Source organism: Acinetobacter sp. M5A5_2a (assembly GCF_053345265.1).
The window spans coordinates 23,904-38,702 of the sequence record NZ_JBKEZV010000012.1 but is presented as its reverse complement, the minus strand read 5'-3'; the positions used below and the strand labels follow the sequence as shown (position 1 = coordinate 38,702).

Here is a 14,799-nt window from a genome sequence, read left to right as displayed (position 1 = left end):
ATAAGCATTTAAATAAAGGTGGCAATATGTTTAACCCAAATGTAGTGGTCAAAAATATCGTAACGCAATCAGGCGCAGACAGTTTCATTAGCCTTGTTGCGCGTCTTCTTATCGCCTATATCTTCCTTGTTGCTGGTTGGGGGAAAATTACCGGTTATGCAGCAACTGCGGGATATATGGAAGCAATGGGGGTTCCAGCTGGAATTCTTCCTTTAGTTATCTTGGTTGAGTTCGGTGGTGGTTTAGCCTTGTTATTTGGTTTTCAAGCACGCTTTGCGGCTTTTGGGCTTGGGATATTTAGTATTCTTACTGCATTTTTATTCCACCAAGGTGGTGCTGATGCAGCGGCACAATATAACAATGGTATCCATTTTATGAAAAACCTTGCAATGGCAGGTGGTTTATTCTTCTTGATGCTTCATGGTGCTGGCCGTATTAGTCTGGATCATGCAATTGAAAAATAATATTTAAGACAAAATAAAAACCGGATGATCAATTCATCCGGTTTTTTTATTTCTATGATTTAAAAATTAGAGCATGAACTGGATTTGTAATTCCCCAACAACAAAACCAAGTACTGCACCAACTGCAATGAGTGCCCATTCATCTTCTTTAAATGCAGGGCGTAACATGCCTTCAAATTCGGAAGGCGTTAATTTCTGCATGCGTTCAATTAAAGTACTACGAATATTCATGGCATCTTCTGCATAAGACTCTACGTATTTCATAGTCTCTGGAAGCCGTTGCATAATGCGTTCAGCAACTTGCGATTTCATATTCTGATATTTTTCTCCGCCAATTGCATATACAACCAATGGGCGAATAACACCAGCTTGCATATCAATTTCTTGTTTTACATGACGGTTAACCAGATCAATAACACGATCAGAATGTGTACCAGAAAATAATTCTTCCATCATATGACGTGAAGTCAGAAGCTGTTTAGAAATGAGCGCAGCATAATCGGCCGCAACTTCATTTTGACGTTTGATAAATAAACCTTGCCATGTATAACCAAATATTTTTTTAGGATAAAGAGGTCTAAACATCATTTGCAGTGCAATCCAGTCACTGAAAAAACCCACAAAGCCGCCAAACATTGGAAGCATCCACGGGTATTTTCCTTGCGTGACGATCCAGCAAAACATTTGGATCACACCAATACCAAAACCGAAGAAAAATCCGACATTACTGAAAAATTTAAATTCCTGTTTTCCTACTCGTTTAAAAATATTATTGAGTAGGCGTTTATCTTTAAGCAAGTTGCTAATAACCAGATGTTTAATATCAAAATATCGGTTCACATCACGTTGTACTTCACCCATGATATGTTCAACAATCTCGGGTGCTTTTGATTGCACACGACGAATCAGTCTTTGGCGAGCAAACTCTGGCATGCCTTCCCATAACCCGGGCTGATATTCTTGCGCAACGTCACGGGTAATATCTTCAGCTGCGGCCAGCAATGGTTTTTCTATTTCTTTAGCAATACGTTTTGGATCTAGGCGGGCAAAAATTTCTTCAGGTTTAATGAGTTTGGCTGTCATCAGTTCAACAGCAATTGTTGCCATTTTCTCGGCTTTGCGTGGCACGATGCCTTGCCAACCTAGAAATGGTTTAATGCCTTTAAATTCAAGTGGCGAAAACATCATTTGAATGGCAATCACTTTGGTGATGTAGCCAATTAAACCACTCATAAAAGGAATAGAGATATACAACCAAAAATGTTGCTGGAAATCTGCAATCATAGTTTGAAGCATTGTTGTTCCTTGGATTTCTATTGATTTTGATAGGGGGCAACAAGCCATAAAAATGGATAATTGTTTAAACACAGACAAATATCGCTTATGGTATTTACCTTTCCATGGTAATGCCTGTTTTATCGGGTCATCTTAACATCAAATTCATGGTGATGCTGCATAGAATGTGATGAATTTATCAATACGTGTGAAGTTTTCAAGATTAACTCAGAGTGTTGATAAATATAACTAAATATTGATTTCTGTCACAGAATCTAGCTATAGAAATGATTCAGAAATGAAAAAAATAAGATATATGATGATTTGCGGTGCGCCGAAGCGTGAAAAATGTTAAAATGGCGCGCTTAATTCTTTTGCCATTTAGTGGTTTGTCATGACTACCAATACTCAAATTACTGAAGATCGTATCCTGATTCTGGATTTCGGCTCTCAATATAGCCAGCTCATTGCACGTCGTGTACGTGAAGCCGGTGTTTACTCTGAAATGTATGCTTTTGATATGTCTGAAGAAGACATTCGCGCTTTTAAGCCAAATGGCATTATTTTGTCAGGTGGACCTGAGAGTGTGCATGAAGAAGGCAGCCCACGTGCACCGCAAGTGGTGTTTGAGTTGGGTGTTCCAGTATTGGGTATTTGCTATGGTTTGCAAACCATGTCTGAACAGTTAGGCGGTAAAGTTGAGCCGGGTACTGTACATGAGTTTGGTTATGCCGAAGTTGATATCGTTAAACGTGACCAACTGATTGGCAACCTACAAGACCGTGAAGACCAACTTCATGTCTGGATGAGTCATGGCGATAAAGTGAGCCAGATTCCAGAAGGTTTTAGCATTACTGCAAGCACGCCAAGTTGTCCAGTTGCTGCTGTAAGTGACGAAACACGCCGTTTCTATGGTGTGCAATTCCACCCAGAAGTAACGCACACGGCAAAAGGTGAAGAATTAATTGCAAATTTTGTTCATAAAATTTGTGGATGTGGTGGCCTTTGGACACCTGAACACATCATTGATTTACGTGTAGAGCAGTTACGTAAGCAAATTGGTGATGAAAAAGTTCTTTTAGGTCTTTCAGGTGGTGTTGACTCATCTGTAGTTGCTGCGCTTTTACACAAAGCAATTGGCGACCAGTTAACATGTGTATTTGTTGATAACGGCTTACTTCGTTTAAACGAAGGCGACCAAGTAATGCAAATGTTTGCTGAAAACATGGGTATCCGTGTAATTCGTGCAGATGCTGAAGAACGTTTCTTAACTGCATTAGCTGGTGAAGTTGATCCAGAGAAAAAACGTAAAATCATTGGTCGTGAGTTTATTGAAGTTTTTGCTGAAGAAGCACGTAAACTTGATGGCGTGAAATTCTTAGCACAAGGTACGATTTACCCAGATGTGATCGAATCTGCTGCAAGCAAACAAGGTAAAGCACACGTCATTAAATCTCACCACAACGTGGGTGGTTTACCAGACGATTTAGAATTTGAATTGGTTGAGCCTTTACGTGACTTGTTTAAAGATGAAGTACGTAAATTAGGTACAACACTTGGCTTGCCACACAGCATGATTTACCGTCACCCATTCCCAGGGCCAGGTTTAGGTGTTCGTATTTTGGGTGAAGTGAAAAAAGAATATGCAGATATTCTTCGTCTTGCTGATGACATCTTTATGCAAGAGCTTCGCGACAGTGGTTGGTATGACAAAACAGCTCAAGCATTTGCTGTGTTCCAACCTGTTAAGTCAGTTGGTGTAGTAGGTGATGGTCGTCGTTATGCATGGGTGATTGCACTTCGCGCAGTTGAAACAGTTGACTTTATGACAGCTCGTTTTGCACATTTACCATACGAATTGGTTGATAAAATCTCAACGCGTATTATGAATGAAATTAAAGATGTATCACGTGTTGTATACGACGTGTCATCTAAACCACCAGCAACGATTGAGTGGGAATAATTTTCCTCTGCTTGTTGGTAAAGAAAAGGACGCATTAGCGTCCTTTTTTATTACTTAAATTTTAACGATTAAAATTAATTTTAATAAATATCAAAACAATAGATCTGAACTTATTACTTATACTTGATAAAAGATATATTAAGATATATCTTAATTAGTATAAATTAAACATATTAGAGAATCTTTAAAGATGAAACAACAATCAGAACATCATCATACTGAGCACAATGAACATCACCACGGGCATCACCGTTCTGGGCGCCGTGGAAGACTTTTTGAAGCGGGCAGAATGAAACTTTTAGTACTTCATCTTATTCAGCAAAGCCCAAAGCATGGCTATGAAATTATTAAAGAAATAAGTGATTTGGTGGGCGACGGCTATACACCAAGTGCAGGTACCATTTACCCAACTTTAACTAGTCTGGAAGAAATGAATTTCATTACCTTGTTAGACGTAGAACGTAAGCAATATCAAATCACAGAATTTGGTAAAGCTTACTTAACAGAACAACAGGACAAGTTGACCGAGCTACTAGAAAAATTACGACTTAGACGTGAAATTCACAGTAATGATGAACTAATTGAAATTCACCGTGCGATGGAAAACCTAAAAACAGCCTTACGTTTGAAGTTGAACTCGGCGAGTTTACAGCAAGAGCAGATTTATCAAATTGCTGAAAAAATTGATCAAGCTGCGGTTTCGATTGGGCGATTATAAGTTGGAAATAGAAATGTTAGAGCTACAGCATAAAATCAAAGAAACGGGCCTAAAAGTCACTCATCCAAGACTTGCTGTTTTGTCTTTAATTCAACAGCAAGCAGAAGATCTAACTGTCAAACAGATTTACCAAAAGTTATATGCCCAAAAACAGAAATTAAGTTTAGCCACAGTTTATCGGGTAGTGAACGACTTAGCGGGAGCGGGTTTAATTTCAAATTGTCAGCCACAACGAGATGAAGCTAAATTTAACTTACCAACAGTCGAGAATAATCAATTATTGCAAATTCGCTGTACAGATCTAACGGCCGCTAAACAAGAGCAATTTTTAGCTTCTTTAAAAACTGTATTTAGCCAGTTTGAAGTCAATCTTATGCAGGTTGAAATCATCAAAAGTCATTAAATTTTTAATAGAGAATTTATATATGAAACAACATCAATATCATGTCACTGTGCAACATTTAAAGAATGCAAAAGGAGAGGCCTCTACATATACTGAGCGTCTTGAGTTCTATACGGGGAATCATGACGATATCTTTGAAATTGTGGAGCGCTTAAAAAAAGCAGATTTTTTTGATGATGAAACTACAAAATCTTTTGGGCTTGGACTAAAACTTTTTAGTGAAGTTATGTTGGAAAATCGAGACCACCCTCTATTTCAAGAGTTTTTCCCACAATTTGGATTGTTCATGAAAAACCTAAAACAGCTCGTTAAAGATTAATCATCTTAAACATGTTTCATGCAGCCTTGATTTTTCTATAATTAAAAATGGATTGTCTCATTCATAACACCCTGTGTATTACTAAAAGACTATATTGAATAATGAGTGTATTGTTAAGATCAGTACAACAACTCATTGCAAAAGCATAGGTAAAAGAGAGTAATATCATGAGCAATAATAATGATTACGATATTTCTGATTCAAACGATTGCGAAAAATTTGCCAATCAGTTTATTCAGGAATTTCCAATTCGCTCTGCTGAAATTGGACAGGGGACAGTGATTAAGCGGGCTTTACCTAGCCGACAAAAGCGAATGATTGGTGCGTGGTGTTTTCTAGATCATGCAGGCCCAGTGTCTTTTCCTGCAGGAGACGGTCTGGATGTTGGCCCTCATCCCCATATTGGTTTGCAAACCTTCACTTGGATGATTGAAGGAACCATGATGCATACCGATAGTTTAGGTTCAAAACAACTGATTCGTCCTAAGCAAGTTAACTTGATGACGGCGGGTCATGGCATTTCTCATACAGAAGTCGCGCCTGATACTGAAACTCAAATGCACGCTGCTCAGCTCTGGATTGCTTTGCCTGATCATAAGCGCAACATGGATCCGAAATTTGAACATTATCCTGAGTTGCCTGTTGTTGAAAAGGACGGTCTAGAATTTACTGTTCTTGTGGGCGAATATCTGGCAACTACTTCTCCAGTAGTGGTACATACGCCTTTAGTGGGTGTCGATTTAATTGCTACCGAAGATACTAAAACCCGTATTCCATTAAATCCTAATTATGAATATGGTTTTATGGCATTAGAAGGTATTGCCCATGTGAATGGTCATGAGTTAACTGCTGATAACATGGTTGTATTAGATACTGGACTAAGTGAAATTGAGATTGAAGTAAAAAAAGGCAATCGTGTTCTTTTAATTGGTGGTGAACCGTTTGAAACGCCAATTTTGCTCTGGTGGAATTTTGTTGCGCGTACAATGGATGATTTAAAAGAAGCTCGTGAGCAATGGATTAATCATGATGCGCGTTTTGGTGAAATTCCAGATTATATTGGCGCACGCTTAGAAGCTCCTGTTCTTCCAGATCAAATGAGAGCATCAAAATGACAGCAGTAATCGCAAGTAGTAAAGCAAAGCCCCTTGCTGAGCAATGGAAGGGTGAAATTACCAGTGGTCGCCATCAGTATTTTTGTGATGAGCCTGAAAAGCTAGAAGGGCAAGATCAAGGCCCAGCGCCTTATGATTTGCTTACTGGAAGTTTGGCAGCTTGTACACTTATTACTTTAAGAATGTATGCGAAGCATAAAGGTTATGATTTTGGTGAGTTCTCAGTTGAAATTGATTTTCATACCAATAGAGAGCATGAAGAACATATTGAACGTCGTATTGTTTTTAAAGACTTACCAGATGAAGAGCTCCAACAAAAAATCTTAGTGGTATGTAGTAAAACTCCGGTCACTAAAACTTTGTTACGTAGTTTAGACATTCATACTGTGCTTGTTACAGTGTAAAAATGCTATTTTGTGGAGGTGGATGATTTTATATCCATTCCACAAATGGAATAAAACAGCATGTTCACATGCTGTTTTTTATGTAAAAAGAAAAATAAAAGCAGGCAATAACATGATTAGTTTACATCACCTGGAATGTTCGCGATCGTTTCGAATTTTATGGGCTTTAGAAGAATTAGGCTTAGATTATGATATTCATTATTATCAGCGCCTACCTAACTATTCCGCTCCAGAAACATTGAAATGTATTCATCCTTTGGGTAAGGCTCCAATTTTGACAGATGATGAGCAAGTCATCGCAGAATCTGCTGTGATCTTGGAATATCTACAGCAGCGTTATGATCAGAAGCAGCAATTTAAACCTACACAGCCCCAAGATTTACAGCAGTATATTTATTGGATGCACTATGCAGAAGGCTCACTCATGCCACTCTTAGTCATGACTTTGGTCATGAATAGTGTAAATAAGCATGTGCCGTGGTTAATTCAACCAGTAGCAAAAAAAATCACGGAAGGGGTGAAGGTAAATTTTGTCCGCCCACGTATGAAAGATCATATTAGTTTTTTAGAAAACTATTTGGCAGAGCATGAATATTTTGCAGGCGACTTTTCATTTGCAGATATTCAAATGAGTTTCCCTCTAGAAGCTTTGCAATCACGCTTGCAAGGGAAATACCCTAATATTCAGGCTTTTTTACATCGTATTCGGCGAAGGGTAGCGTTTCAAAAAGCGAAAAAAAAGGGAATTGGTTCTAATGAAAGGAATTGTGCTGATATTTAAAAGAAAAGGAACAAATATTTGTTCCTTTTTTATTTGTATTTTACTTGCGTTTGATCACGATGGAGTCAATGCCGCTGTGTTGTAAAGTCTGTTGAGCAGCCAATGCAGCGTCTTGGGTGTCATAAGGTCCTGAAATAACACGGTACCATATTTGCCCATTTTCAGTACTCTTAACTACATCTGCAGATAAGCCATTTAAAATGATTTCTGCACGGCGAGCATCAGCTTGATCTGGGTCATTATAGCTGCGAACCTGTAAAATATAAGTAGGTTGCTGAGGAGCAGTGGCTGATGGATTCGTATCAATTCCTGCACTTTCTGAAGCAGCTGGTTGAGCTACACTTGGTGCCTCAACAATCATGGCTGTGCCTTGATTTTTGCTTTCAGGAATCGCTTGTTCCGGAATAGGCGTTACTTGCTGTTGGGGTAATAGATCGTAGAAACGATAGTCTTTATTGGTATCTTCTTCTTGATAATGTTCAGAGGTAATCTGATTTTTTGCAGGAACAGGTTGCCATGGTTTCCAAAGCATAAGCATTACAGCGATACATAAGACCGCCAAAATAGCGACAAGTGTCCCTAACCATTTGGGAATTAGGGGCTTTTTAGGCTTGTTAGGTCTTTCAGATACACCGCGTTGCGTTTTGCCAAACACGTGGATTATTCCTCTGTATTTTGATTGTTTTAATTCGAGTTTGATTCTCGTATTACGATGCTAAAAACAGTGGCTTGTATAAGCTATTTTAACTCTACAAACCACTGCTTACTATATGTTGCATGACCTTTATTTTACTGCCATGCAATATAATTTTTACATAGAATCTGGTGCAGATACACCAAGTAATTCTAAACCATTATGCAACACTTGTTGTACATTGATTGAAAGCAATAAACGTGCTTGTGTAAGCTCAGCATCATCGCCTAATACTTTATGTTCATTGTACCAAGCGTGGAACAAGGCAGCTAATTCTTTTAAGTAGTTACCCACCTGATGTGGTTCATACGCATTTGCAGCACGCAACACTGCATCTGGATAAGCTGCCAGTTTAGCAAGAATCTCAGTTTCAGCATCAAGAGATAGGCGAGTAGCATGTGTACGTGCAGCATTTACATCGAATTGTAAGCCTGTGCTTAACGCTTTTTCTAACATACGGCAAATACGTGCATGTGCATATTGAATGTAATACACAGCATTGTCTTTACTTTGTGACACAGCAAGGTCAAGGTCGAAGTCAATGTGTTGTTCACTCTTACGCATCACGTAGTAGAAACGAGCCGCGTCGTTGCCCACTTCTTTACGCAAGTCACGTAAAGTCACGAACTGACCTGAACGAGATGACATTTGAACCATCTCTCCGCCACGCCATAAACTTACAAACTGAACCAAAAGCACAGTCAATTTTTTAGAGTCGTAACCCATTGCATCGATTGCCGCTTTTACGCGAGAAATATAGCCATGGTGATCAGAACCCCAGATATCAATCAGGTCGGTATAACCACGTTGTAATTTATTTAAGTGGTAAGCAATGTCTGATGCAAAGTAGGTGGTTTGACCGTTACGACGTTTAACAACACGGTCTTTTTCATCGCCAAATTCAGTCGATTTAAACCAGATGTTGCCATCTTTTTCATAAAGGAAACCACGTTGATCAAGTGTTTCTAAAGCTTCGTCAATTTTTGCGCTAAGAGATGCTTCACTAAACCATTGGTTGAACGTTACACCAAAGTCAGCAAGGTCATCTTTAATGTCATCTAAAATGGCATGAAGAGCAGCTTGATGGAATACGCGGTAGCCTTCACCTAGTAATTGTTGAGAGTTGGCAATAAGACCATCAATATGTTTTTCTTTGTCGCCAGATAAAACGACTTTATTGCCGTCGCTATCTAGTTCTTCAGCATACTGTACATCTTCTGGCACATCTTTATAGACATCAGCCACTTCACGAAGATATGCGTCGCCATCTTTATCAATAATAGTCTGTGCTATTTCTTTAACGTAATCGCCTTGATAAGCATTTTTTGGAAATACAAGGTTTTGACCTAGTAATTCTAAATAACGTAAATAAGTAGAAGTCGCCAAAATATCCATTTGACGGCCAGCATCATTTACATAGTATTCGCGGTCAACTTTAGCACCTGTTGCTTCAAGTAATTTGGCAACAGTCATACCATATGCAGCACCACGGCCATGTCCTACATGTAGACTAGACGTTGGGTTTGCAGAAACAAATTCGACTTGGATCTTTTTCGCTGCATTTGCCTGACTGCGACCAAAAAATTCTTTTTGTGCTTGAATCTGGTCAAGAATAGCAAAGCGCTGGTCTGCATTTAAAAAGAAGTTAATAAAACCAGGTCCTGCGATTTCAGCTTTGCTGATGTCTGCAACTTCTGGTAATGCAGCTAGAACTTTCTCAGCTAAATCACGTGGTTTCATACCAGCAGCTTTCGAGCCGATCATGGCAATATTAGAAGCAAAGTCGCCATGGCTTCGGTCTTTGGTGCGTGTTAAGTTGCTTGTGTTATTCCAGTCGGAAGGAAGCACCCCTTCTTGTTGAAGAGTTTGCACTGCATGGTCGAGAGCTGCTTGTATTGCCGTATTCATATCAATCGAAAATAGATGTCGCAGAAAAACGTCAAATATATCAAATTTCCTATGAGTTAGGGGAGTGGATTTAATATTCCAGTAATTCTTTTTGTGCAATTTACTGGGGATTATTTTTTAAATGAATATTGCAGGGTGAATCACTTCACTATTCTAAAAACAAACAAATACAAGCCTTCTAAGAAGTTTTAAAAAGTAGATTAGCTTTTAATCTCACCATTATTTCTTATAAAAATGGCTATGTAAGTAAAAATATATATTAAAAGCTTTTGAAATTAGATAAATAAAAGATTTTTTAAAAATATAAAATTATTAAGATATTGATATTTATTGTTTATTTTTATATATGTTTTAACTAAATAGTCTTTAATTTTAACATCACAGTTTAAAATACCTATTTTGAACGAATTAGGCTTAAGCTTATACGCACAAAGAGTTTTAGAGACCATACAAAACGTGTTTTTCTCTACTCTAAGCTGGAAAATGAGATAGGCAATGATATCAGGACACCCAAGTAAACATCCCCTTTATATCCCATATGCAGGTTTTACACTTTTAGAGTTACCACTTTTAAATAAAGGTTCGGCTTTCACTGAAGAAGAAAGAAGTAACTTTAACTTACACGGTTTACTCCCCCATATTATTGAAACTATTGAAGAGCAAAGCCAGCGCTCTTATCAGCAATATTGCGCTTTCACTGATGATATCAATCGACATATCTATTTGCGTAATATCCAAGATACCAACGAAACCTTGTTCTATCATTTAATCGAAAATCATCTCGAAGAAATGATGCCGATTATTTACACCCCAACCGTAGGTGAGGCATGTCAGCGTTTCTCTGATATCTATCGTCGTCACCGCGGTATCTTCATTTCATATCCAGATCGTGATGTGATTGATGATATTTTGCAAAACGTAAATAAAAACAATGTAAAAGTTATCGTGATTACGGATGGTGAACGTATTTTAGGTCTTGGTGACCAAGGTATTGGTGGAATGGGAATCCCGATTGGGAAACTTTCGCTTTACACAGCTTGTGGTGGTATTAGCCCAGCCTATACATTGCCAATTACAATTGATGTTGGTACGAATAATCCACAATTGTTAAATGATCCGATCTATATGGGTTGGCGTCAGCCGCGTATTAGTGGCGATGAATATTACGCATTTGTAGATATGGTGATTGAAGCTGTGAAGCGTCGTTGGCCAAAAGCATTAATTCAGTTTGAAGATTTCGCACAAAAAAATGCGATGCCACTTTTAGAAAAATATCGCGATAAAATTTGCTGTTTTAACGATGATATTCAAGGAACAGCAGCGGTATCTGTCGGTAGCTTGATTGCTGCGAGTCGTGCAGCGGGCAAGCAATTAAAAGATCAAAAAATTGCTTTCTTAGGTGCGGGTTCGGCAGGTTGTGGTATTGCAGAACAAATTGTTGCACAAATGATTGCAGAAGGTTTGACCGATGCAGAAGCGCGTGCTCGCGTTTATATGGTAGACCGTTTTGGTTTGATCACTGAGAATCAACCAAACTTGCTAGACTTCCAGCGTAAGTTAGCACAAAAAGCTGAGGTGGTTGATCAGTGGGGCAATATCGAAGAAGTCATTTCACTACTCGATGTTGTTAAAAATGCTAAGCCTACAGTGTTAATTGGTGTTTCTGGACAGCCTGGCTTGTTCACAGAAGAAATTATTAGGACTTTGGCAGCAAATTGTGAACGACCAATTGTAATGCCATTATCTAATCCGACTTCACGTGTTGAAGCTGTACCTGCTGATATTGTGGAGTGGACTGAAGGTAAAGCATTAATTGCAACAGGTAGTCCGTTTGCTCCTGTGAATCATCACGGCAAACTTTACAATATTTCGCAGTGTAATAACTCGTATATTTTCCCAGGCATTGGTTTAGGTGTGGTGGCATCGGGCGCTAAGCGTGTTACAGAAAATATGTTAATGGCATCAAGTAGTGCTTTAGCAAATTGCTCTCCATTGCTTAAAGATCCACAAGCTGATTTATTGCCGCCGTTGGGTGAAATTCAACAAGTTTCTAGAGTTATTGCGTTCGAAGTTGCAAAAGCTGCTATGGCTGATGGTGTCGCTGTAACAATTAGTGATGATTTGTTGAAACAGAAAATTGATCAGTCGTTCTGGAAACCTGAATATCGCAAATATAAGCGTATTCCTTTCTAAGAATGAGAATAAAAAAGAGGAGCTTAAGCTCCTCTTTTTTATTTTAGTCTTCTAGAATTTCTTCTAGCAACTCTTCACTAGGTGCAAAATAATAAGCACCATCAAGTGGGGTCACGAAGTGCAATAAGCGGTCGTGGATACCATCTCCACTTGTGCCGAACATACGCTTTAACATGGCGTCAATAATAGTGAGATCTTTAGTATAGGCAATGAAAAATAGACCTTGATCACCTCTACCATCTCCATAAGGTAGGCTATGACGTAGAATTTCCATTTCTTCGCCTTCATCATCTTCAACAACAGTACGGGCAACATGGGCGTTTTCTGGTTTAACGTCATCATCTAATTCAATAGATTCAAGTTTGGTGCGGCCCATAACATTTTCTTGCGCATCAACTTTCAATTTTTTCCACTTTTCTAAATCGTGGGCATAGCGCTGCGCGAAAATAAAACTACCATCTGCAAATACCCCAGCGCTTTCTGGTAAGAGCGCTGTCTCAGCTCGGTCGTCTGGAAATTGAGGATTTTCGGTTCCGTCTATGAAGCCAGTCATATCTCGGCCATCGAAATAACGGAAGCATACACGCTCATCAAGAACATCGACTTTATCTTGAATACTTTCAAAAAATGCTTGGCTTAATGCAAAACAAATATCAGAGCGCATGCTGGCGATATGAATGAGGACATCGGCTGGCACAACGGGCATGTTGAATGCCCCTTGTTCAGGTTTAAGCTGCTTAAAACCTATAGGAGTTTGCGAATAGAGCTGCTTCCATAATTCAGGGCCAAAAGCGACTGCTGTTTTAATTTGAGCATCTGAATGTTGGGTAATAAGGCGGTCACGTGCTTCAAATAAAGCATTAAGTTGGTTTTTTAATTCATCAATAGTTAAGTCTTTTAAACGAAGAACAATAAAGCGTGCATGGTCTGATGGCAACGGCAAAATGACAGATTGAGCACTCATTGGAAGGAATCTCCTCGATTATAATTTGATATGAGTTTTAATTATTGTGCCTGATGCGCAGAGCTGTTAGTAGTCTATTTCTTGATTTTATTGTTTGAATTCTGACTAAGATAGCTTTATAAAACAGTATAATTCCACTTTTATAGTCTATTTTTTGCTATGTCTTTGCAAGTTTGGTTCGCTTATATGTTGGCCTGTTGGGTAATTAGTATCTCACCTGGTGCGGGAGCAATTGCTTCAATGTCGAGTGGTTTAAACTATGGCTTTAGACACGGTTATTGGAATGCAATCGGTTTACAAATTGCTTTGCTACTTCAAATTATGGTGGTGGCAGCGGGTGTTGGGGTTTTATTTGCAACGACACCTTTGGCTTTTCAGTTTGTGAAATGGTTTGGTGTGATTTACTTGTTATATCTTGCTTATTTACAGTGGACAGCGCCTATAAAAGATATAGAAATTCAACAAGAAAAAAGAGATAAATCTGTATTTGCGCTATTGCTAAATGGCTTTGTGGTCAATATTAGTAATCCCAAAGCGATTGTATTTCTATTGGCTGTGCTGCCGCAGTTTTTAGATTTGAGTAAGCCTCAATGGATACAGTACCTGATTATGGCTATAACTATGATTAGTATTGATTTGGTTGTCATGGCTGGATATACAGGACTGGCATCAAAGGTTCTAAGATTACTTCGTTCCCCTAAACAGCAAAAATATTTGAATAGGGGGTTTGCTGTTATGTTTAGCTGTGCGGCTTTATTATTAAGTACAGTTCATCAGGCGTCCTAATTTAGGCCGCCTGTGTTTGATTTTTTAGCTTTTGAGTTATAAAAATAATAGCGAAAGTTAACGCCATGCATAAAACAATACTCAAGCCTGTAGAGATATTCAGTGCTGCGCTTGACCATAAGCCGACACTCACACCAAGCTGGGCTAATACAAAAGCCCAAATAACCATTTGCTTTGGCGAGTTTGCTAGTAAGCGAGCGCTTAAAGCAGGTATTACGAGTAATGCACCCATAAGTAAAGAACCTACAGCACGCAAAGCTAAGACAGTAAATAAAGCCAATAAAAGCATGAAAATAAGACGTTGCCAGTTCGCATTTACCCCTTCGCTGACTGCAATGTCTGGATCAATTGCAAACTGTATTTGCGGCTGCCAAAAGCGGTAAAGAATTACGAGTGATATCGCGATAACTAAAGTGAAAACCGGTAAGTCGGGCCAGTCAATACTCAGCAAATCACCAAATAAATAACTTAAAAGCTCTGGTCTTAAACTTGGAACATGTTGAATAAACAATAAGCCGCTACAGAGCAATGTCGCTGAACATAAGGCTAAGAGAGCATCATTGGGTAAGCGATTGTCATGTAGCGCCCATAAAATTGCGACCAATAAAATGGCAGTGCCTGCAACACCAAGCCAAAGAGGAAGACTTAAAGCACCTGCGATAGCGACCCCAAGTAGGGTGCCGTGTGCCATGGTGTCAGCGAAAAAAGACATTCGTCTCCAAAGCATTAGACAACCAAGAGGCGCGGTCAAAAAGACCAGTAAGGTTCCCATAATCCATGCGGGTAACAATAATTGTAACCATTCCATCATG

15 protein-coding genes are annotated in these 14,799 nt (G+C 38.9%); 10 read left to right on the top strand and 5 right to left on the bottom strand.

Annotated elements, in window-relative coordinates:
- The first annotated feature begins 26 nt into the window (after window positions 1-26).
- Window positions 27-464, top strand: coding sequence for a DoxX family protein (locus tag ACLBWE_RS15990; protein ID WP_003655588.1), 438 nt, complete (start codon window positions 27-29; stop codon window positions 462-464).
- A 66-nt stretch (window positions 465-530) separates the two neighbouring features.
- On the opposite strand, the gene ACLBWE_RS15985 is transcribed toward ACLBWE_RS15990, so the two are convergent.
- Entirely contained in the window at window positions 531-1,748 is a 1,218-nt protein-coding gene (locus tag ACLBWE_RS15985; RefSeq protein ID WP_170834095.1) for a DUF445 domain-containing protein, read from the bottom strand.
- Between the two features lie 385 nt (window positions 1,749-2,133).
- On the opposite strand from ACLBWE_RS15985, the gene guaA reads away from it, so the two are divergent.
- From guaA to ACLBWE_RS15950, 7 genes are all read left to right on the top strand, one after another.
- Entirely contained in the window at window positions 2,134-3,702 is a 1,569-nt protein-coding gene (gene guaA, locus ACLBWE_RS15980; RefSeq protein WP_447603976.1) for a glutamine-hydrolyzing GMP synthase, read from the top strand.
- A gap of 190 nt (window positions 3,703-3,892) precedes the next feature.
- The gene (locus ACLBWE_RS15975) at window positions 3,893-4,420 is read left to right on the top strand and encodes a PadR family transcriptional regulator (RefSeq protein ID WP_447603975.1); all 528 of its coding nucleotides are present in this window, start codon (window positions 3,893-3,895) and stop codon (window positions 4,418-4,420) included.
- Window positions 4,421-4,433: 13 nt separating this feature from the next.
- Window positions 4,434-4,823, top strand: coding sequence for a Fur family transcriptional regulator (locus ACLBWE_RS15970; protein WP_447603974.1), 390 nt, complete (start codon window positions 4,434-4,436; stop codon window positions 4,821-4,823).
- A gap of 22 nt (window positions 4,824-4,845) precedes the next feature.
- The gene (locus ACLBWE_RS15965; RefSeq protein WP_447603973.1) at window positions 4,846-5,142 is read left to right on the top strand and encodes a DUF3861 domain-containing protein; all 297 of its coding nucleotides are present in this window, start codon (window positions 4,846-4,848) and stop codon (window positions 5,140-5,142) included.
- A gap of 167 nt (window positions 5,143-5,309) precedes the next feature.
- Window positions 5,310-6,257, top strand: a complete 948-nt coding sequence (locus tag ACLBWE_RS15960; protein ID WP_205470036.1) for a pirin family protein — start codon at window positions 5,310-5,312, stop codon at window positions 6,255-6,257.
- Window positions 6,254-6,661, top strand: a complete 408-nt coding sequence (locus tag ACLBWE_RS15955) for an OsmC family protein (RefSeq protein WP_003655574.1) — start codon at window positions 6,254-6,256, stop codon at window positions 6,659-6,661. Before ACLBWE_RS15960 ends, ACLBWE_RS15955 begins: the two co-directional genes overlap by 4 nt.
- Window positions 6,662-6,773: 112 nt before the next feature.
- Window positions 6,774-7,442, top strand: a complete 669-nt coding sequence (locus ACLBWE_RS15950) for a glutathione S-transferase family protein (protein ID WP_447603972.1) — start codon at window positions 6,774-6,776, stop codon at window positions 7,440-7,442.
- 40 nt (window positions 7,443-7,482) lie between these two features.
- Here ACLBWE_RS15950 and ACLBWE_RS15945 read toward each other — a convergent pair whose 3' ends face one another.
- Together ACLBWE_RS15945 and argS are read right to left on the bottom strand one after the other, a co-directional pair.
- The gene (locus tag ACLBWE_RS15945) at window positions 7,483-8,097 is read right to left on the bottom strand and encodes an SPOR domain-containing protein (RefSeq protein ID WP_017389185.1); all 615 of its coding nucleotides are present in this window, start codon (window positions 8,095-8,097) and stop codon (window positions 7,483-7,485) included.
- Window positions 8,098-8,253: 156 nt separating this feature from the next.
- Window positions 8,254-10,044: an arginine--tRNA ligase gene (gene argS / locus ACLBWE_RS15940; RefSeq protein WP_005037465.1), complete on the bottom strand. Its 1,791-nt coding sequence runs from the start codon at window positions 10,042-10,044 to the stop codon at window positions 8,254-8,256.
- Window positions 10,045-10,539: 495 nt separating this feature from the next.
- On the opposite strand from argS, the gene ACLBWE_RS15935 reads away from it, so the two are divergent.
- The gene (locus ACLBWE_RS15935; RefSeq protein ID WP_005049054.1) at window positions 10,540-12,237 is read left to right on the top strand and encodes an NAD-dependent malic enzyme; all 1,698 of its coding nucleotides are present in this window, start codon (window positions 10,540-10,542) and stop codon (window positions 12,235-12,237) included.
- A 43-nt stretch (window positions 12,238-12,280) separates the two neighbouring features.
- Here ACLBWE_RS15935 and ACLBWE_RS15930 read toward each other — a convergent pair whose 3' ends face one another.
- The gene (locus tag ACLBWE_RS15930) at window positions 12,281-13,201 is read right to left on the bottom strand and encodes a Dyp-type peroxidase (protein WP_348950901.1); all 921 of its coding nucleotides are present in this window, start codon (window positions 13,199-13,201) and stop codon (window positions 12,281-12,283) included.
- A 159-nt stretch (window positions 13,202-13,360) separates the two neighbouring features.
- Between ACLBWE_RS15930 and ACLBWE_RS15925 the strand changes: the two genes are divergently transcribed.
- A complete protein-coding gene (locus ACLBWE_RS15925) occupies window positions 13,361-13,987 on the top strand; it encodes a LysE family transporter (protein ID WP_005049049.1) in 627 nt (208 codons plus the stop codon).
- A gap of 1 nt (window position 13,988) precedes the next feature.
- On the opposite strand, the gene znuB is transcribed toward ACLBWE_RS15925, so the two are convergent.
- Entirely contained in the window at window positions 13,989-14,798 is an 810-nt protein-coding gene (gene znuB / locus ACLBWE_RS15920) for a zinc ABC transporter permease subunit ZnuB (protein ID WP_026057177.1), read from the bottom strand.
- Window position 14,799: the final 1 nt, after the last annotated feature.

Bases quoted from the DNA above. Each gene is read 5' to 3' on its own strand.
- ACLBWE_RS15975 (WP_447603975.1), top strand. From the start codon at position 3,893: ATGAAACAACAATCAGAACATCATCATACTGAGCACAATGAACATCAC.
- ACLBWE_RS15955 (WP_003655574.1), top strand. From the start codon at position 6,254: ATGACAGCAGTAATCGCAAGTAGTAAAGCAAAGCCCCTTGCTGAGCAA.
- ACLBWE_RS15985 (WP_170834095.1), bottom strand. From the start codon at position 1,748: ATGATTGCAGATTTCCAGCAACATTTTTGGTTGTATATCTCTATTCCT.
- ACLBWE_RS15990 (WP_003655588.1), top strand. From the start codon at position 27: ATGTTTAACCCAAATGTAGTGGTCAAAAATATCGTAACGCAATCAGGC.
- argS (WP_005037465.1), bottom strand. From the start codon at position 10,044: ATGAATACGGCAATACAAGCAGCTCTCGACCATGCAGTGCAAACTCTT.
- guaA (WP_447603976.1), top strand. From the start codon at position 2,134: ATGACTACCAATACTCAAATTACTGAAGATCGTATCCTGATTCTGGAT.
- ACLBWE_RS15965 (WP_447603973.1), top strand. From the start codon at position 4,846: ATGAAACAACATCAATATCATGTCACTGTGCAACATTTAAAGAATGCA.
- ACLBWE_RS15925 (WP_005049049.1), top strand. From the start codon at position 13,361: ATGTCTTTGCAAGTTTGGTTCGCTTATATGTTGGCCTGTTGGGTAATT.
- znuB (WP_026057177.1), bottom strand. From the start codon at position 14,798: ATGATGGAATGGTTACAATTATTGTTACCCGCATGGATTATGGGAACC.
- ACLBWE_RS15930 (WP_348950901.1), bottom strand. From the start codon at position 13,201: ATGAGTGCTCAATCTGTCATTTTGCCGTTGCCATCAGACCATGCACGC.
- ACLBWE_RS15950 (WP_447603972.1), top strand. From the start codon at position 6,774: ATGATTAGTTTACATCACCTGGAATGTTCGCGATCGTTTCGAATTTTA.
- ACLBWE_RS15935 (WP_005049054.1), top strand. From the start codon at position 10,540: ATGATATCAGGACACCCAAGTAAACATCCCCTTTATATCCCATATGCA.
- ACLBWE_RS15970 (WP_447603974.1), top strand. From the start codon at position 4,434: ATGTTAGAGCTACAGCATAAAATCAAAGAAACGGGCCTAAAAGTCACT.
- ACLBWE_RS15960 (WP_205470036.1), top strand. From the start codon at position 5,310: ATGAGCAATAATAATGATTACGATATTTCTGATTCAAACGATTGCGAA.